17 protein-coding genes are annotated in these 18,411 nt (G+C 70.2%); all 17 read right to left on the bottom strand.

The genetic code is table 11. The features are described 5' to 3' along the window. Positions 1–1,047 carry a LacI family DNA-binding transcriptional regulator gene (locus AC07RV_RS01515; RefSeq protein WP_296783351.1) on the bottom strand — a complete coding sequence of 349 codons (1,047 nt, stop codon included), beginning with the start codon at positions 1,045–1,047 and terminating at the stop codon, positions 1–3. Positions 1,048–1,093: 46 nt separating this feature from the next. Beyond that, entirely contained in the window at positions 1,094–2,272 is a 1,179-nt protein-coding gene (locus tag AC07RV_RS01510) for a fumarylacetoacetate hydrolase family protein (protein ID WP_444813610.1), read from the bottom strand. A 10-nt stretch (positions 2,273–2,282) separates the two neighbouring features. Continuing rightward, positions 2,283–3,050 (bottom strand): enoyl-CoA hydratase/isomerase family protein, encoded by a 768-nt coding sequence (locus tag AC07RV_RS01505; RefSeq protein ID WP_209544269.1) that lies wholly within the window; start codon positions 3,048–3,050, stop codon positions 2,283–2,285. A 32-nt stretch (positions 3,051–3,082) separates the two neighbouring features. Continuing rightward, positions 3,083–4,225 (bottom strand): extracellular solute-binding protein, encoded by a 1,143-nt coding sequence (locus tag AC07RV_RS01500; RefSeq protein WP_296783358.1) that lies wholly within the window; start codon positions 4,223–4,225, stop codon positions 3,083–3,085. After that, on the bottom strand, positions 4,222–5,427 hold the full coding sequence (locus AC07RV_RS01495; RefSeq protein ID WP_296783361.1) for a CaiB/BaiF CoA transferase family protein: 1,206 nt from the start codon (positions 5,425–5,427) through the stop codon (positions 4,222–4,224). The genes AC07RV_RS01500 and AC07RV_RS01495 overlap by 4 nt, the downstream gene beginning before the upstream one ends. 32 nt (positions 5,428–5,459) lie before the next feature. Further along, on the bottom strand, positions 5,460–6,641 hold the full coding sequence (locus AC07RV_RS01490; protein WP_296783363.1) for an ABC transporter ATP-binding protein: 1,182 nt from the start codon (positions 6,639–6,641) through the stop codon (positions 5,460–5,462). A 29-nt stretch (positions 6,642–6,670) separates the two neighbouring features. Continuing rightward, complete coding sequence (locus tag AC07RV_RS01485; protein WP_256222662.1) at positions 6,671–7,501, bottom strand: carbohydrate ABC transporter permease; 831 nt, start codon at positions 7,499–7,501, stop codon at positions 6,671–6,673. Continuing rightward, entirely contained in the window at positions 7,501–8,451 is a 951-nt protein-coding gene (locus AC07RV_RS01480) for a carbohydrate ABC transporter permease (RefSeq protein ID WP_093345691.1), read from the bottom strand. The genes AC07RV_RS01485 and AC07RV_RS01480 overlap by 1 nt, the downstream gene beginning before the upstream one ends. A 22-nt stretch (positions 8,452–8,473) precedes the next feature. Then, a complete protein-coding gene (locus AC07RV_RS01475; protein WP_296783366.1) occupies positions 8,474–9,730 on the bottom strand; it encodes an ABC transporter substrate-binding protein in 1,257 nt (418 codons plus the stop codon). A gap of 204 nt (positions 9,731–9,934) precedes the next feature. Further along, the gene (locus AC07RV_RS01470; RefSeq protein WP_296783369.1) at positions 9,935–10,690 is read right to left on the bottom strand and encodes an SDR family NAD(P)-dependent oxidoreductase; all 756 of its coding nucleotides are present in this window, start codon (positions 10,688–10,690) and stop codon (positions 9,935–9,937) included. A gap of 47 nt (positions 10,691–10,737) precedes the next feature. Then, positions 10,738–11,799, bottom strand: a complete 1,062-nt coding sequence (locus AC07RV_RS01465) for a LacI family DNA-binding transcriptional regulator (protein ID WP_296783372.1) — start codon at positions 11,797–11,799, stop codon at positions 10,738–10,740. A 72-nt stretch (positions 11,800–11,871) separates the two neighbouring features. Further along, complete coding sequence (locus AC07RV_RS01460) at positions 11,872–13,044, bottom strand: aldose 1-epimerase family protein (RefSeq protein ID WP_296783375.1); 1,173 nt, start codon at positions 13,042–13,044, stop codon at positions 11,872–11,874. Then, positions 13,041–13,952: a sugar phosphate isomerase/epimerase family protein gene (locus AC07RV_RS01455; RefSeq protein WP_296783378.1), complete on the bottom strand. Its 912-nt coding sequence runs from the start codon at positions 13,950–13,952 to the stop codon at positions 13,041–13,043. Before AC07RV_RS01455 ends, AC07RV_RS01460 begins: the two co-directional genes overlap by 4 nt. Before the next feature lie 49 nt (positions 13,953–14,001). After that, the gene (locus tag AC07RV_RS01450; RefSeq protein WP_296783379.1) at positions 14,002–15,129 is read right to left on the bottom strand and encodes a Gfo/Idh/MocA family protein; all 1,128 of its coding nucleotides are present in this window, start codon (positions 15,127–15,129) and stop codon (positions 14,002–14,004) included. A gap of 136 nt (positions 15,130–15,265) precedes the next feature. Next, positions 15,266–15,910 (bottom strand): glutathione S-transferase family protein, encoded by a 645-nt coding sequence (locus tag AC07RV_RS01445; RefSeq protein WP_296783382.1) that lies wholly within the window; start codon positions 15,908–15,910, stop codon positions 15,266–15,268. Positions 15,911–15,919: 9 nt separating this feature from the next. Beyond that, positions 15,920–17,734, bottom strand: a complete 1,815-nt coding sequence (locus AC07RV_RS01440; protein ID WP_296783385.1) for a 2Fe-2S iron-sulfur cluster-binding protein — start codon at positions 17,732–17,734, stop codon at positions 15,920–15,922. Then, a complete protein-coding gene (locus AC07RV_RS01435) occupies positions 17,727–18,410 on the bottom strand; it encodes a Rieske 2Fe-2S domain-containing protein (RefSeq protein ID WP_296783387.1) in 684 nt (227 codons plus the stop codon). Before AC07RV_RS01435 ends, AC07RV_RS01440 begins: the two co-directional genes overlap by 8 nt. Position 18,411: the final 1 nt, after the last annotated feature.

Genomic DNA, 18,411 nt, shown 5'->3' with positions numbered 1-18,411 from the left:
TCAGGCGCTCCCGCGCTCGATCAGCTCGAAACCCAGGTCGCGCTTGCGCGCCGCCGGCGTCTCGCTGCGCAGCCGCTGCACCAGCATGCGCGCGGCCTCCTCGCCCATGCGCACGGTCGGCACCGCGATGGTCGTGAGGCCGGGGTTGAGCTCGCGCGCGATCTCGTAGTCGCCGAAGCCCATGATCGCGAGCTGCTTCGGCACCGCGATGCCCAGCCGCTGGCAGGCCAGCAGCGCGCCCGAAGCCAGCAGGTCGCTCGAGAACAGCAGCAGGTCGCTGTCGGGGAAACGCGCACGCGCGGCCTCGAGCAAGGTGCTGCCGCTGCCCATGGTGTAGGGCAGGTCCTCCACCACCAGGCTGCGCGGCGCCTGGCCCGGGTAGTGGCGCGCCATGCCGGTGGTGTAGCCGTCCAGGCGCTCGCGCGCGCGGTCGTCGCCGGGGCGCGCGGCGCCCACGAAGGTGGGATGGCGGTAGCCGCGGCGCTGCGCATAGGCCACGGCCGCGGCCAGCGCCTCCTGGTTCGAGAAGCCGACGAGCTGGTCGATCGGCTTGCGCGTCCAGGCCCAGCTCTCGACCACGGGAATGGCGGCGCGCGCGAGCATCTCGCGCACCGCGTCGGTATGGCGCGTGCCGACGAGGAAGAAGGCGTCGGGGCGGCGGCCCAGCAGGCTGCGCACCACGGCCTCCTCGCGCTCGTGGCTGTAGTCGGTGTGGCCGATGATCACCTGGTAGCCGGCCTGCAGCAGCACGTTCGACAGGCCCTGCAGCGTCTCGGCGAACACCGAGGCCGCGATCTGCGGGATCACGGCGGCCACCGTCATGCTGCGGTTCGAGGCCAGGTGGCTGGCCGCGAGGTTCTGCACGTAGCGGGTGCTGCGGATCGCCGCCTCCACGCGCTCGCGCGTCTGCGGCGTGCAGCCCTCGGGGTCGCGCAGCACGCGCGACACGGTCTGTGCCGACACGCCCGCCACCTGGGCCACGTCGGCCATGGTGACGGAGTTGGTGCCGAAGCGGCGGCGGCCCTGTCTTTTTTCGGGTTCTGTCATGGGTGGCCCGGATTCTGCCGCCAAGCGCGCCCGGCCACCGCCGCGCTCAAAGCCGCCCGCGCGCGGCGAGGTTGCGCATCAGCGCGCCAATGCCGAAGGTCCACGGCGGAATGCGGTCGCTGCGCCCGACCCGGTTGAACAGCGTGCCCAGCCGCTCGGCGCGGATCGCGACGCGGTCGCCCTCGTGGTGGGTGAAGCCGGCGCCGGGCGCGTCGCGGTCCTGGATCGGCGCGAACATGGTGCCGCAGAACAGCAGGATGCCGTCGGGGTACTGGTGGTGCGCGCCCATGGCGTGGCGCACCAGCTCGAGCGGATCGCGGCTGATCCGCGCCATCGAGCTCGAGCCCTCGAGCACGAAGCCGTCCTCGCCCTCCACGCGCAACTCGACCACGGTGGCGCGCAGGTCGTCGATGCCGTAGTGGGCGTCGAACAGGCGGATGAACGGGCCGATGGCGCACGAGGCGTTGTTGTCCTTGGCCTTGCCCAGCAGCAGCGCGCTGCGGCCCTCGAAGTCGCGCAGGTTGACGTCGTTGCCGAGCGCGGCACCGACGGTCCGGCCGCGGCTGTCGACGGCCAGCACGACCTCGGGCTCGGGGTTGTTCCAGGTCGAGCCCGGATGCAGGCCCACCTGCACGCCGGTGCCCACCGAGGCCAGCGGCGCGGCCTTGGTGAAGACCTCGGCGTCGGGCCCGATGCCGACCTCGAGGTACTGCGACCACAGGCCCTGCGCGAGCAACACCTGCTTGAGCTGCATGGCCTCCGGCGAGCCCGGCACGATGCCCGAGAGGTCGTCGCCGACTACGGCCACCACCTGGCGGCGCACCGCCTCGGCGCGGCTCGCGTCGCCGCGCGCCTGTTCCTCGATCACGCGCTCGACCATGCTGGCCGCGAAGGTCACGCCGGCGGCCTTCACCACCTGCAGGTCGTTGGGCGCGAGCAGGTGGCGCTGCGCGGGATCGGGGCCGTGCGCGGCGGTGCTCGCGAGCCATTCGGCCAGCGTGCCGAGCAGCACGCCCTCGGCATCGCGCACCGCGGCAGCCGCGTCCTCGCGCTCGAGCAGCGCCGAGACCGTGGGCGCGAGCGCGCCGATGTCGACCAGCTGGCCTTCGCGCACCGTCACCAGCGTCGGGCCGCCCTGCTCGCCCGGCAACCAGGCGCGGCCCACGAGCAGCGCTTTCTCCGCATCGATGGGCAGCGTGGCCGCGGCATCGACCATGTCGGGAATCGCCTGCATCTCAGCGCCCCTCGAACACGGCCGGACGGCGTGCCTTGAAGGCCGCGCGGCCTTCCTTCGCATCCTCGGTCGCGAAGCACACGGTCTGCAGGTCGCGTTCGTACTGGATCGCGGTCTCCAGCGGCATCGCATAGGCGGCGCGCAGGTTGGCCTTGGCGGTCTCGACCGCGATCGGCGGGCGGCTCGCGATGGTGGCGGCAATGGCCTGCGCGCGCGCCAGCAGCTCGGCGGCCGGCACCAGCTCGCTCACCAGGCCCCACTGCAGCGCCTGCTGCGCACTGACGGGATCGCCGCCCATCAGCATCAGCGCGGTGTTCGAGGCGCCGATGCTGTGCGCGAGCATGTACGACATGCCGCCGCCGCCGATCCAGCCGAGCTTGACCTCGGGCGCGCCGAAGCGCGCGTGCTCGGCCGCGATGCGGATGTCGCAGGACATGGCGGTCTCGAGGCCGCCGCCGAGCGCATAGCCGTTGATGGCGCAGACCACGGGCTTGCGCAGCGCGCGGATCGCGTCGCAGTAGTCGGGCCGGTTGCGGAAGGTCCAGGGCGTGTCGTAGCCGTCGAGCTCGGCGATGTCGCTGCCGGCGCAGAAGGCCTTCTCGCCGGCGCCCGTGATGACGACGGCGCGCACGTCGGCGCGCGCGTTGCAGTCCTTCACGTGGGCGACCAGCGCATCGGCCATCTCGGGCGTGACGGCGTTGAGCTTCTCGGGACGGTTGAGGATCAGGGTCGCGACCTGGTCGCGGACCTCGAAGAGGATGTGGTTCATGGCGGATGTGGACTGAAGAAGGGAAGACGGGCTCAGACTTCGCTGCCCGCGGGCCGGTGGGCCTGGTAGAGGGACTGCAGCCGCTCGAGCGCGGCCCTGGCCGCGAGCCGGTCGGCGAGCATCTCGCGCACCAGCGCCGAGGCCGCGGTCTGGAACGGGATGTAGCCCGGATGGCGCGGCCGCACGATCGCGGCCTCGAGCGTGGACTGGGTCTGCGCGAAGAAGCCGTTCCAGGCGCCGTTGACGCGCGCATGGCTCCAGGCGCTGCGCGCGCTCGGCTGGCCGTCGGCGAAGGGAATGAAGTCTTCCTGCATCGCCGGGCTCATCAGCGCGACGAGGTGGGCGCGCAGCGCATCGCCGACCGTCGCGCGCCGGCTCACAGCGAGGCCGGTGCCGCCGAGCGTCGAGCCGAGGCCGTGCGAACCCGCGGGCACGTCGGCGAAATGCAGTGGCTGCGTGCCGGCGCCCGCCACCGCGTAGTTGACGTAGCCGTAGACCAGCGGGCAGTACACGGCCCGCGCATCGCGCGACATCGCATCGAGGATGCCGATCGGGTTGAGCCCGGCCCAGCCGCGGAAGGCCAGCGCATGCAGTTCCGACAGCAGCTCCCAGGCCGTGGTGGCACCCTGCCCCGTGAACAGGCGGTCGGGCTCGCTGCCCGTGGGCGCGTCGCCGTGCGCGGCCGCCATGCTGAACAGCGAGAGCGCCGCATGCGGGCCGGCCAGCGACAGGCACACCGGCTGGCGCGCGGCCAGCGCGAGCACCTCGGTCCAGCTGCTCGGCAGCGCGCCCTCGAGCCGATCGGTGCGCGCCACCGCCACCTGCGTGGCGGCATCGAGCGGCAGCGCCCAGTGCACGCCGGCATAGCGGTAGCTGTCGAACGAGCGGCCGATGCTCTGTGCGCGCCAGCGCGCGAGGTCGTCGGCCGCGAACAGCGACTCGAGCGGCTGCAGACAGTCGCCGGCCACCGCGTCGCCGATGTGCGGATGGTCGAGCACGATCAGGTCGTAGCGCTCGGCCAGGTCCTCGATCGGATGCGACTCGAAGCCCTCGAGCGGCTGGCGCTCCCAGTGCAGGTCGAGGCCTTCGGCGCGCGCGCGTTCGGCCGCGCGCTCGAGCGCGACGTAGCCGCGCGGATGGTCCCAGGTCAGGCCCTGGATCGGCGCGCCGCTCACAGCGTCTCTTCCCCGATCACCTTGGCCGCGAGCAGACCGTCGATGCGCTCGGTGCTCCAGCCCAGCTCGCCGAGGATCTCGCGCGTGTGCTGGCCCGCCAGCGGCGCGCCGCGGCGCACGCTCGAGGGCGTGCGCGTGAACTTGATCGGGAAGCCCGGGGTCTTTACCTTGCCTTCGGTCGGATGCTCGTACTCGACGAAGGTGCCGTTGTGGACGATCTGCGGATCGTTCATGACGTCGGCGTAGCCGTAGACCGGGCCGGCCCAGATGTCGGCCGCGCGGAACACAGCGAGCCACTCGGCGGTGCTGCGATGGCGCAGCTTCTCGCGCGTGATCGAGAAGATCTCGTCGCGCCGCGCGAAGGTGTCGCGCTCGTCGTCGAAGTCGGCCAGCACCGGCGCGCCGATGGCCTGCGCCAGCGCCGCCATCTTCGGGAAGGCCAGCGCGAGGAAGCCGTCCTGCGTGGCAAACACGCCGTAGGGCGCGCGGATGTAGACGTGGGCATGGGGCTCGGCCGTGCGCTCCTGCGGCTTGCCGGCCACGCTGAACACCGACAGCTCCTGCATCTGCAGCGCGACGATGGCATCGAGCATGTTGACCTGCACCAGCTGGCCCTCGCCGGTGCGCTCGCGGTGCAGCAGCGCGGCGATCACGGCCTCGAAGGCGGTCGAGGCCGTGATCGCGTCGACCAGGTACTGGCCCGCGGGCGACGGCGGCTCGCCGGCGCGGCCGGTGGAGAGCATGGCGCCGCTCATCGCCTGCAGCAGCAGGTCCTGCCCGGGCCAGAGCTTGTAGGGACCGTCCTCGCCATAGCCCGACATCGAGACGTAGACCAGCCGCGGGTTGATCTTCGAGAGCGTGGCGTAGTCCACGCCCAGGCGCTCGGCCACGCCGGGACGGTAGTTCTGCAGGAACACGTCGGAGCCGCGCACCAGTTCGTAGAGCGCGTCGCGGCCCTCGTCGCTCTTGAGGTCGACCGCGAGGCTGCGCTTGTTGCGGTTGAGCGAGAGGAAGGAGACGTTGATGCGGTTGCCGCGCGCGCCGCCGGCCGAGACATGGCGCTGCCATTCGCCGGCGACCGGCTCGACCTTGATGACGTCGGCGCCCAGGTCGCCCAGGCGCTGGGCCGCGAAGGGGCCGGCCATGGCGATGGAGCAGTCGAGGACGCGGAAGCCCTCGAGGATGGCGGAGGATTTGTTCATGGAGTGTGTTGGCGATGAGGGGTGGGAAGAATTCAGTGCGTGCGCGGCGCGGCGGCGAGGTTGCGGCCCGTGGCGGCGTCGAACAGCACGGCCTGCGTGGCATCGAAGCCGACCGCGACCGAGTCGCCGTTCGCGAGGTCGGTGTAGCCCGGCACCGTGACCATCAGGTCGGCGTTCGCGGCGCCTTCCTCGTCGTGCAGCGTGCGGGCGTCGGTGAGCGCGACCGCCACCAGCGACTCGGCGCCGACATGCTCGACCAGCGCGATGCGCCCGGCCAGGCCCTGGCCGCCACGTGCCACCGTCAGCGCGTTCGGCCGCAGGCCGAGCACCACCGCGGCGCCGGGCGCGGCCAGGCCGCGCAGGTGGGCGGGCAGCGGCATCGAAGCTTCGCCGCCGAGCGCGAGCGCGCTGCCATCGGCGTTCACCGTGGCCTGCAGCAGGTTCATCGGCGGCGTGCCGATGAAGCGCGCCACGTAGAGGTTGGCCGGCGCCTCGTAGATCTCGCGCGGGCTGCCGAACTGCTGCACCACGCCGTCCTTGAGCAGCGCGATGCGCGTGCCCATGGTCATCGCCTCGACCTGGTCGTGCGTGACGTAGACGAAGGTGCCGCCCACGCGCTGGTGCAGCTTCGAGATCTCGGCGCGCATGGTGGTGCGCAGCTTGGCGTCGAGGTTCGACAGCGGCTCGTCCATCAGGAACACCTGCGGCTCGCGCACCATCGCGCGGCCGAGCGCCACGCGCTGGCGCTGGCCGCCCGAGAGCGTGCGCGGGTATTTGTCGAGCCAGTCGGTCAGCGCCAGCGTGCGCGCGGTGCGTTCCACCAGCTGCGAGACGGCCGGCGAGCGCTCGATGCGCCGCTTGGCCATGCCGCCGAGCAGCGGGATGTGGAACCACCACCGGTGCTGCCGCATGATCAGCGGAAAGGCGATGTTGCGCCGCACCGTCATGTGCGGGTAGAGCGCATAGGACTGGAACACGAAGGCGATGTCGCGTTCGGTCGGCGGCAGTTCGTCGACGCGGCGCTCGTTGATGTGGATCTCGCCGCCGCTGATGCTCTCGAGCCCGGCGAGCATGCGCAGCAGGGTCGACTTGCCGCAACCGGAGGGGCCGAGCAGCACGAGGAATTCGCCGTCGGGCACGTCGATCGACACGCCCTTGACGACATGCTTGTCGGCGAAGTTCTTGGTGATGTCCTGGAGCTTGATGGAAGCCATGGCTGTGTGTTCGGTTCGATGGTTCGGGATCAGCCCTTGACGCTGCCGGCGGTCATGCCGGAGACGACGTGGCGCTGCACGATCAGGTAGAAGATGACGGCCGGCAGCGTGTACATCACGCCCACCGCCATCACGGCATCGAGCGGCGTGCTCAGCTCGCCGATGAAGCCGGCCAGGCCGACGGAGGCCGTGTGCAGCCGCTCCTCGGTGATCAGCGTCTGCGCGAACACGTACTCGTTCCAGCCATGGAAGAAGGAGATCACGGCGGCCGCGGCCAGCGTGGGCGCGATCAGCGGCACCACCACGCCCAGCACGATGCCGATGCGCGAGCAGCCGTCCACCCGCGCGGCCTCCTCGACCTCGATCGGCACGCCGTCGATGGCGCCCTTGAGGATCCAGGTGATCACCGGCACGGTGAAGGCGGTGTTCGCGAGGATCAGGCCGCTCAGGGTGTTGAGCAGCTGCATCTGCGCGAAGATCGCGTACAGCGGCACCACCAGCATCGCCTCGGGCAGCATCTGGGTGGCGAACAGCCCGAAGCCGATCGCGCCCTTGCCGCCGAAGCGGAAGCGCGACAGCGCATAGGCCGGGAACACCGCCAGCGCGATGCTCAGCACCGTGGTGCCGATCGCGACGCAGGCGCTGTTGAAGAGCCAGCTCGCCACCGGCTTGATGGCGAACACGCTCGCGTACACCGGCAGTTGCCCCAGCGACGGCAGCAGCTGCGGCCGGTCGGCGAACAGCGCCTCGGTCGGCGTGAGCGAGGTCACCAGCATCCAGTAGATGGGGAAGGCCGCGGCGCCCAGCAGCACCAGCACCGCGAGCATGCGCAGCGCCTGTCGGCTCATGGCGGCGTGCATCAGCGCTCTCCTTCGCGTTCGGCGCGCGCGGTGTAGCGGAAGTACACCAGCGTCACGGCCAGCGCGATCGCCACGCCCACCATGCCGACGGCCGCGGCCTGGCCCAGGTGGTGGTTGACGAAGGCGCGCCGGTAGAGGTCGATCACCAGCGTGTTGGTGGCGCCCACCGGCCCGCCCTGCGTGAGCAGCCAGATCAGGTCGAAGCGGCGCAGCGACCAGATGGTGGAGAACAGCGCCAGCAGCGCGACCGAGGGCCGGATGGTGGGCCACACCACGGCCTTGAACACGCTGAGCCGGTCGGCGCCGTCCATCACGGCCGCCTCGCGCAACTCGGACGGCACGCCCTGCAGCGCCGCCAGCAGCACCACCGAGGCGAACGGGAAGATCTGCCAGATGGTGGTGATCAGCACCGCGGGCATGGCGTGCTGCATGCTGTCGAGCCAGTTCTCGCTGCCCGCGGCGATGCCGAAGAAGCGCAGCGTGTGGCCGAACACGCCGTACTGGGCGTTGTAGATCCAGATGAAGATCAGCGCCACCGCGACCGGCGGCGCGGCCCACGGGATGGTGACGGCGGCGCGCGCGATGCCGCGGCCGCGGAACGGCGCGTCGAGCAGCAGCGCCGAGGCCAGGCCCAGCCCGATCGCCGAGGCCACGCAGGCCACGGTGTAGAGCAGCGTGGTGAAGATCACGCGGTGGAAGTCGGGATCGTTCCAGAGGTCGGCGTAGTTCTGCAGCCCGACCCATTCGCCCTGCGAGGCCGCGAGCAGCGAGGTCGAGGTGAAACTCAGCACCAGTTCGCGCAACAGCGGATAGCCCTGGAACACGAGCAGGTAGAGCGTGGCCGGCAGCACCAGCGCATAGGGCGCGAGCGGATGGCCGTCGAGGCGCGCGCGGCGGCGCGCACCCTCGCGGCGGGCCACCGCGGCGGCGGAGGACAGCGTGGCGTTCATCGTCACGGGATGTGGCGCGGGTTCAGCGCTTGAGCACGCGGCTCAGCACGGTCTGCTGCGCGTCGTTCATCGCCTTGGCGGGATCGACGCCACCCTGCAGCACCTTGATGACCTGCTCGATCACGATCTGCTGGATCTCGGGCGCCTTGACCTCGAGGCCCTGCGGCAGCGCAGGCACGCTGTTAGCGGTCTGCTGGTCGTAGACCGAGATCCAGGGCCACTTGGCGACCTCCTCGGCCGAGCGCGGCACGGCGATCGCGACGCTCGAGGCGCCGTGGATCAGCTGCAGCTCGCGCTGCGCCTCGGGCGTCAGCATCCACTGCAGGAAGGCACCGGCGGCGGCCTTGTTCTTGCTGTTGGCGTTGATGCTGATCGGCGCCAGGATCATGCCCTGCGCCTTGGTGGGGAACGGCGAAGGCGTGGCGCCGAACTCGAAGCCCTTGGCCTGGGTCGCGAGGTTGGCGGCCACGCCGCCGTTGTCGACCTGCATCGCGATCTTGCCCTCGGCGAACATGCGCCGGTAGGTGGCGGCGTCGGCGCCCTTGGGGATCGCGCCGGCGTCGTAGACCTTCTTGTAGGCCGCCACGCCCTCGATCACCTTGGCGCTGTTGATGGTCGGGTTGCCCTGCTCGTCGGACCAGCGGCCGCCGAAGCCGTAGACGTAGTTGCACAGGTCATACCAGAAGCCGCCGCGCTCGGCCATGGTGGCGCGGTAGGCGTAGCCGTAGTTGCCGGCGGCGGTCGCGGCCTTGGCGGCGGCCAGGAACTCGTCGAAGTTCGAAGGCGGCGTGCCCTTGAGCAGCGCCTTGTTGTAGACCATCGCGTAGTTGCTGACCTCGAACACCACGCCGTAGCGCTTGCCGCCGATCTTCATGTACTTGTCGGGGCCGGTGAGCGGGAAGGCGCCGTCGGCGATCACGTCGTCGATGGGCACGAGGCGCTTGGCATCGACCGCGGCATAGAACTCGGGCAGGTCGAAGCGCACGAGGTCGGGGCCGGCATTGCCGCCCATCTGCGTGAAGACGGTGCTCGCGAAGGACGAGAACGGAATCGTGACCGGCTGGATCTCGACCTTGTCCTGGCTCTGGTTGAACTTGCCGATCCAGGCGCGCATCTTCTCGCCGCGGCCGGGCTCGGCGAAGCTCGATGCGGCGAAGGTCACGACCTGCTTGCCGGCGGCCTGCGCCTGGGCGCTGCCCGCGGCGAGCAGCTGCAGGGCCGGAACGATGGCGATCGCGGCGAGGGCCGCGCGGCGGCCGGTGAAAAGGCGTTGCTTCATGTGTGTCTGTCTCCGATGACGGCAGGCCCTGCCGTGGGATTCGAGGCGTCCGGCCGAAGCCGTCGCGCTGCTGTTGGCGAGATTATTAGCGCTAACTGTTAGCGCTAACAAGTACGACTTTAGCGTTGCAGCCCGTGGCTGCGATCACGGGATTTCCCTAGTTGGTGGTCGAGATGTCGAGTGGAAAGGCGGGGGCTTCGGCGGCTACTGCATCACCCAGCCGCCATCGACGTTGAGCGTCTGGCCGGTGACGAAGCCGCTGCCCTCGGCCGCGAAGAACAGCATCGCGTTCGCGATGTCGTCGGGCGCCCCGCGGCGCTTGACCGACTGGTGCTCGAGCACGAAGCGCTCGTAGCCCTCGGGGTCGGGATGGATCTTCTCGGCATCGGTCGGGAAGGCGCCCGGCGAGACCGCGTTGACCGTGATGCCGTGCGGCCCGAGCTCGCGCGCCATCGCGCGCGTCATGCCCAGCAGCGCGCCCTTGGAGGTGACGTAGGGCAGCAGCAGCGGCCAACCGCCGTACATCGTGATGCTGACAACGTTGACGATGCGGCCGAAGCGCTGGCGCTTCATGTGCGGCAGCGCGGCCTGCACGCAGACCAGCGCCGCGTCGACGTTCACGCCCTGCACGCGGCGATGCTCCTCGATGCTGAACTCCTCGATGCTGCGCGAGGGATAGATGGCGGCGTTGTTGATCAGCACGTCGATGCCGCCCTGGGCCTCGAACAGCGCGGCCAGCTGCGCCGCGAGCGCGCCGAGGTCGGCGAGGTCGCCCTGCACGAAGCGCAGCCGCGCGCGCACCTCGGCGCCCTCGCCCTCCCCGGCCGCGACCAGGCGCTCGCCCTTGGCCGGATCGATGTCCAGCGCCAGCACCTGCGCGCCCGCGCGCGCGAAAGCCCAGCAGATGCTGGTGCCGAGTCCGCCGGCGGCGCCGGTCACCAGCACCTTCTTGCCTGTCATGTCCATGGTCGTGTCGTGTCTTTTGAAGTCGTGGGAGGAAAGGAGGGTCAGGGCAGGTTCTCGCGCACCGCGATGCCGGCACGCACCGGCTCCACGCCCGCGAGCGCATCGCGCCCCGCCCGCAGGTTGGCGAAGATGCGCACGCAGTTCATCACCTCGGTCTGCGGGTTCTGGTTGATCGCCGCGTCGAGCGTGCCGTCGATCAGCATGGCGCGGGTGTCGGGCGTGATCTCGTGGCCGATGAAGACCACCTTGTGGTCCAGGCCCGCCTCCTTGAGCGCGCGGCCGATGCCTTCGGAGGCGCCGCCGATGTTGTAGAGCGCCACCAGGTCGGCATGCTGGCGCAGCAGGGTGCGCGCCTGGCGGTAGTTCTGCGCCACGTCGTCGTGGCCCTCGCGCAGGCCCACCACGCGCAGCCCCGGGAACTGCTCGGCCAGCACCTGAAGGAAGCCGACCTCGCGCTCCTCGTGGCCGCGGTAGCTGAGGCTGCCGGCGATCAGGCCGACCTTGCCCGACTTCCGGTCGAGCATGCGGCCCATGAGGTAGCCCGCGGTACGGCCGGCCGCATGGTTGTCGATGCCCACATAGGCGGCGCGCCGCGAGCCCGGCAGGTCCGACAGCAGCGTGAGCAGGTGCACGCCCTGGTCGGCCAGCGTCGCGACGGCCTCGCGGACCGCCGGATGCTCAAGCGGCACGAAGGCGATGCCGTCGCATTGCCGTCCATGGCGCAGCAGCCGCGCGGCCAGCACCTCGGCATCGAAGCCCTCGATCTCGACGCGGCGGCAGCGCACGTTGAAGGGCTCGAGCTGCTTCTCGACGATGCCGACGTAGTCGCCGAGCATGCGGATGAACTGGTTGGTGCCGGCCGGCAGCAGGAAGATCAGCTCCATCGGCCTGGGACGCAGCACCTGGTGCAGGCTTTCGTCGGGCAGGTAGCCCAGCTGCGCGGCCGCGCGCACCACGCGCTGCACCGTGGCCGAGCGCACGCCCTTGCGCGCATGCAGCGCGCGGTCGGCCGTGGCCTTCGAAACGCCGGCCACGCGCGCGACGTCGGCCAGGCGCGAGCGGCCGGGAGCCTCGGCGGAGGGCGTCGATGTCTTCGTCTTCATGTCGCCGAGTATTCCGCGCAACGAGACGCCCTGCCGCGATGTCCGCACCGGCTCGCCCATCTTCTTCGCGCCTCAGTCCCAGCGGCCGGTGATGGCCGGGTACTCGTCGGCGGGCTGCGCGCAGATGGCGCGCACGCGCTCCTCGAAGGCCGCGATCTCGCCGCGCCCGTCGAGCACCGAGAAGCGCGTGGTGTAGCGGCGCTCGTCGCCGTGCTCGAGCCAGATCAGCTCGCCGCGCTCGCGCGCGAAGGGCTTGCCCAGCACGTGGTTGGTGCTCGGCTCGATGCCCATCGCGTACTGGCCGCGCTGGTAGTTCTGCCACTGGAACTGGCACGGGAACTCGTCGCGGTGGACCTCGACCGCGAGGCCGATGCCACGGCCACCGTCGAAGCCCTCGTTGACCAGCGCGACCGGGATGCGCCCTTGCGCATCGGCCGCCATCGCATGCTCGTAGACCTGCTCGTGGAAGTCGGCTTGCGGTCCGGGCTGGGTGCGGTAGCCCACCGACTGCTTGCGCAGTGCGTCGGCATGCGCGGCCCAGGGCGTGTGGCGGATCGGCGCGATGTAGCGGCTGCCCTCGTCGAGCACCGGATGGCCGGCGTTGATGTGGTAGCAGAACATGTGCGGCGTGCGGTAGAAGCCGTGGTTGACCACGCGGTCGTGCAGCGTGAAGCCGTGCTCGCCCACGCGCGCCTCGATGCGCCGCACCAGGTGCAGGTCCTCGCCGAACACGGCCGACTGCTGCACCACGCCTTCGCACCAGAGGATGCAGTCGTCGCCTTCCCAGCGCTCGCCGTAGCCGGTGAGCCGCGCGGGAATGTTCGCGATGCGGCCGTGCAGGCCGCTGTCGACGCTCTTGCGCGGCGTGTAGTGGTAATGGCCGGCCGGGTCGCTGTCCATGAACAGCGTGTGGTCGAGACCGCAGGTCACGAGCAGGCCGGAGAAGGAGCGCAGCCAGCCGAGGCCGCCCTCGTCAGCGTTCTCGTGCAGCCCCGGATGCCGGAAGCCCGTGGGCGATTGCCAGCCGATGGCCGCGCCTCGGTATTCGCAGGCGCCCACGTCCATCGCGCGGTCGACCAGCACCTGGAACGCGAAGCCGGTGCCGGTGCGGAACTCGAGGCAGCGGATGCCGCGCTCCACGCCGTCGCCCAGCGTCACCAGTCGCACGCCCGCGAACTGCGCGAGCGTGCCCGCGTGTTCGCGCAGCGCGCGCCGGGTCCAGTGGCGGCCGTGGAGCTGGATCACGCGCCGGCCTCCAGCAGCTTGTCGTCGAGGAAGCGCTTGGCGCGCGGCACGTCCGATTCGTCGAGGTGCTCGATGATGATCGGGATGTTGGGATGGTGCTGCGCGAGCCGCTTGAGGTAGAGGTCGTAGTTCAGCGCGCCCAGGCCCGGCGCCGGGAGCTCGATCTCGCCCACCCCGCGGAACTGGTGCGCTTCGGAGGCGTCGATGTCGGCGAACTTCTCACTCTTGTCATCGCCCGCGGCGCGCTTCACGTCCTTGGCATGCGCGATGCGGACCTTGTCGCCGAGCGCGTCGAACATCTGGTTCAGCACCTGGTCCATGCGGTCGATGTTGTGGGTCTCGAAGTAGTTCGTCGGGTCCATCAGCAGGCCCAGGCCCGGATGGTTGACGTCGGCGAACAGGCGCAGCGTCTCCTCGACCGAACCGATGATGTTGTTGACGTAGGTCTCGACCAGGAACACCGCGCCGTGGTCGTGCGCCTCCTGCGCGAGCTCGCGCACCACCTTCACGCAGTCGGCGTAGGCGCGCTCGCTCTTGTTGTCGGGATGCGATGACCAGTCGCTGTCGGGGTTGACAGTGCCGGTCTCGCTGATCACGTAGGGCGTGCCGCAGTCGCGCGCATGGCGCAACGTGGCCTTGAGGTAGTCGTTGCGGCGCTGGCGCTCGCCGGCGTCGGGATGGACGATGTTCGTGTACGCCGACATGCAGCTGATCGGCAGGTCGTGGCGGCGGAAGGTGTCGCGCACACGGTGGCACTTCTCGCGCGTGATGGCTTCGGGCGTGGAGAAGTCGATGTCCTTGAACGCGAGGTCGAGCTGCACGGTGTTGAAGCCCTGCGCCTTGATGCGGCGCGCGGACTCCTCGAGGGCATAGGGGAAGTAGCCGCTGAAGATGCCGACTTGGATCATGGGTTGTCTCCGATGGGTTGTGGGTGGGGATGCGGGGAAAGCGCGCGGCTCAGACGCCGAACTCGGCCAGCGGCACGGCGCGCCGCTCGGCGAGCGATCGGTAGCCGGCCTCGACCAGCGCCATGGTCTTCACGTTGTCGGCGACATCGAGCATCGGCGCCTCGCCCTGGGCGAGTGCCCATTGCAGCTGCTCCATCACGCCCGCGAAGGCCTGCGGGAACCAGCGCGTGGACCAGCTCGGTGCGACCCATTGGCCGCCCGTGCCGTGGCGCGAGCTGTAGCGCAGCGTGCTCGGACTGCCTTCGGGATAGTCGGGCCAGCCGATGGTGCCTTCGGCCACGCCCTCGGTGCCCTCGACGCGCCACTTGATGAAGATGCCGGCATCGAAGCCCTCGCCGTGCGGGCCGGTCCAGACGTCCTCCATGCTGAGCGCCATCACGCCGCTGCGAAAGCGCAGGGTCGAGCAGACGATGCCGTCGCTGTGTTCGAAGCCGGTGCGCGGATCGGGCCGCGCGGCGGTGTAGATGTCCTCGGGCTCGCCGAACAGGAAGCGCAGCACGTCGAGGTGATGCACGCTCATGTTGGCCAGCGTGAGGCGGCCGTAGCCGCGCAGGAACTCCTGCCAGTGCGGGATGGCGCGCATCTCGATGGTGGCGAGCACCGGCGTGCCGAGCTCGCCGCGATCGAGCAGTTGCTTGAGCACGCGCATCGACTGGTCGAAGCGCATGTTCTGGTTCACCGACAGCGGCTTGCCGGCCGCGCGCGCCTCCTCGGCCAGCGCGCGCGCCGTGTCGAGATCGAGCGCCAGCGGCTTCTGCGCGAGCACCGCCTTCACATGCGGCTGCGCGAGCGCGAGGCGGATCAGCTCGGGCTGGCGGTCGGGCGGGAAGGCGATGTCGACGATCTGCACCTGCGGGTCGCGGATCAGCGCTTCGGGCGTGTCGTGCACCGTGGGGATGTTCCAGCGCTCGGCCACGTCGGCCGCCTTGGAACGGGTGCGCGAGGCGATCGCCACCACGGGGAAGCCGGCCTCGCGGTAGGCCGCGAGCTGCACGTCCGCCATGATGAAACCGGCGCCGATGGCACCGATGCGGAAGTCGCGGCAGCGGATCGGCGCGTCGGGTTCGAAGCCGCGGGCATCGGCGGCCGGCGCGGCGGTCGCGCTCGTTGGGGTCATGGCTTGTCTCCTGTCCTGGGTCGAATCGAGGCAGTGCTTTGCTGCCTCGCGACCGAGGTTAAGGGACGCGACGACCCGGACCAATCAATCGGGATGAGGTTTTTTGAGGCGAATCAGCGGGGCATCCCGCGACGCATCAGGAGGCTTCGGCGTCGATGCCGAGCGCGAAGATGCCGGGCATGCCGATGAAGCCGGGGATCGACTTGACGCGCGCGATCCAGCGTCGCAGCGCGGGATAGCGCGTCAACGCGATGCCGCCCTCGGGCGCGAGCGCGATGTAGGGGAAGCAGGCGATGTCGGCGAGCGTGGGCGTGGCGCCGACCAGCCAGCCTTCGCCCGCGGCCTCGCGGTCGCCCAGGTGGTCCTCGATGTGCGCGAACAGCTTGTGCGCGGCCGCGCGGCAGGCCGGTGCGTCGAAGTCATAGCCGAAGGCATCGTGCAGGCGCGCGGCCGAGGCACTGCGCGTGATGTCCTCGGCCACGGTGAGCCACAGCATGACCTGGGCGCGACGCTGCGGATCGGCGGGGAACCAGGTGCCGGCGCCGTCGTGGCGGCTCGCGAGGTAGACGAGGATGGCCTGCGCGTCGCGCAGCACGAAGCCGTCGTCGTCGATCACGGGCAACTGGCCGAAGGGATTGAGCGCGAGGAATTCGGCTTCCTTGTGTTCGCGTCCGGGATGGAAGTTGACCGGCACGCGCTCGTAGGCGATGCCGAGCAGCGCCATGAAGAGCCGCAGCTTGTAGCAGTTGCCGGACATCTGTTCGTTGTAGAGCTTGATCATCGCCAGCCCTCAGAGATCGAGCACCAGCGTCGCGGAGCGCGATCGCGAGACGCAGGGCAGCATCTGCATGCCGGACGCCTTCTCGCCCGCGCTCAGGTACTGGTCGCGATGGTCGGGCTCGCCTTCGATGACGGTGCACAGGCAGGTGCCGCACACGCCCTGCTCGCAACTGGTGTCGAGGTGGATGTCGATCGCGCGCAGGGCCTCGACGATGGTGGTGTCGCTCGCGACCTGCACGCGGCGGCCGCTGCGCGCGAGTTCGACGGTGAATGCGGGGCCGGTGGCCTCGACGGGCGTGGTGCGTCGGAAGTATTCGAAGTGCACGCGCTCGGCGGGCCAATGGAGTTCCGTCGCGACGCGCTCGATGCACTGCATCAGCGGCGCGGGACCGCAGGCGAAGGCATGCGCATCGCCACCGGCTTGCAGTGCCTGCCGCATCCGGTCTTCGGTCTGTTGTGGCGACAGGCCCAGGTGCAGATGCAGGTTCGCGCCCAACAATGCCTCGAGTTCGGCACGGTAGGCCGCATGCTCGGCCGAGCGGCAGAAGTAATGGAGGGCTGGCCGCTTTCCCCTCGCCGCGAGATCGCGCGCCATCGCGAGGATCGGCGTGATGCCGATGCCGCCCGCGATCAGCACAGCGTGTTCGATGCGCGGGTCGAGCCGGAAGTTGTTCTTGGGCAGTCCGATCTCGAGCTGCATGCCGGCCTGCACCGACTCGTGCAGGGCGATGGAGCCGCCGCGCGAATCGGCCTCGCGCTTGACGGCGATGGTGTAGCCCTCGTCGTCCTGGCCGCAGACCGAGTACTGGCGGATCTGGCCGTTCGGCAGGTGCACGTCGAGATGCGAGCCCGCGGTGGCGCTAGGCAACGGGCCGCGCCGTGGCGAGCGCAGCCTGAACTCGACGATGTCCTGCGCCACGGTTCTTTTTCCGGCCACCTCCACGCTGAGCCGCGGCCGCGGCTCGGTGCTCTGCGCCTCGATGCCCCAGCGCAGATGGATGTCGCGCAGCCAGCGGCGGAAGGTGCTCGAGGCGGCGTCGGCGCGCGAAGGCACCTCGATGCGCGGATCGAGCGGCAGCTTCTTGTGGACGTGGTTCTCGAGGATCGGCTTGTCCTGCCCGAGGATGTTCTGCTGGAAGGCCATGATCTCGCCGCTCGAGCTTTCGGCATCGAACAGGCTGATCGCGAAGTGCGCGATGCAGCGCTCTTCGTCGGTCGGCTGGATGAACAGGAAGATGATGTCGGCGAGCTCGGCCGAACGGCCCGCCGGATGCTTGTAGAGCATCGGCGAAAACGGATTGACGACGCGGTAGACGTAATCGACGTCCGCCCCGCCCTTCGCGTCCGCCGAGGCCAGCGGCTGGATGAACTTGCAGTCGCGCGCCCAGAGCTCCTGGCGGGCGTCTAGCTCGACCTCGTAGCCGCGCACTTCGGTCGCTTCCTCCGAGCCGAGGATGTGGGCGTGGACGAAGGGGAAGTGCGCCATGTCGAGGAAGTTCTCCACCACCCGCAGCGGGCCGCTGTGGATGCCGAAGCCGCCCATGTAGAGGAAGCGGCGCGCGGGGTTCGCGAAGGCCGCCAGTTCGAACAGTGGCTTGGGCGCATCGCCGAGGCACAGGAGGATGAAGCCGCAGTGGTCGGTGGCGTGGCAAGGCCTCGTGGGTTCGGCCTCGAACCAGGCCTCGAGCGCGCCGTCGGGCTGGCGGCGCACGTGGAGGTCGTGGCCCAGCAGTCGGGCTCGACGGCCCGTGCCGGGCGCGAGGCCCAGGCTGTCGCCGATGGCGAGCCAGTCGGCCGCGATCGCGGGATCGATGGTGTCAGGCATGTTCGGTCTCCGTCGGGGCACGGGCCTCGGCCGTCCATTGCGCGATGTGCGTCTTGATGCTTTCGATGGCCCGTTGCTTGTCGAGACTCGATGCACCCCGCGCGACGAGCAGGTGGACGATCGAGGTGCCGGGCAGCAGCGGCTGGATCAGCAGGGCCGATGCACCTTCCTGCCAGACGCAAGTGCTCTGCCCTTGCAACCAGCCCGCGCGTTCGGCCTGCAGCGCGAAGGTGCCGGCATCGAGGTCGACCGTGAAGCTGCGCGACGGCACGAGGTCGTCGCCAAGGCGCGGCGGATAGCCGGCCGGCATACGCGCGAGGCTGGCCCAGACGATGCCGTCGCTCTCGCGACTGAGGTAGGTGCGCGCGCAGGCGGCCGGCGGGCTCGCGTCCTTCGGCGACGAGGGCACCGACACGCAGTGGCCGTCGCGGCCGTAGCGCCAGCCGTGGTAGCGGCAGACCAGTTCTTCTCCGACGACGAAGCCGAGGCTGAGCCGCACGCTGCGGTGCGGGCAGCGGTTCTCCCACACCTCCATCGCGCCCGAGGCCGAGCGCCAGAGGGCCAGTTCATGGCCGAGCAGCGTGGACTGCAGCACCTGTCCCGGCAGCAGGTTGCGCGAGAACTCCACGGGAAACCAGTCGGCGGAGGTCGCCGCTGTGTCTGCGGTCTGGTTCATG

The organism is Variovorax sp. GW821-FHT09B01 (assembly GCF_059418345.1).
Note: the sequence above shows the minus strand (reverse complement) of the source record. Positions and strands in the feature narration are given on the sequence as shown.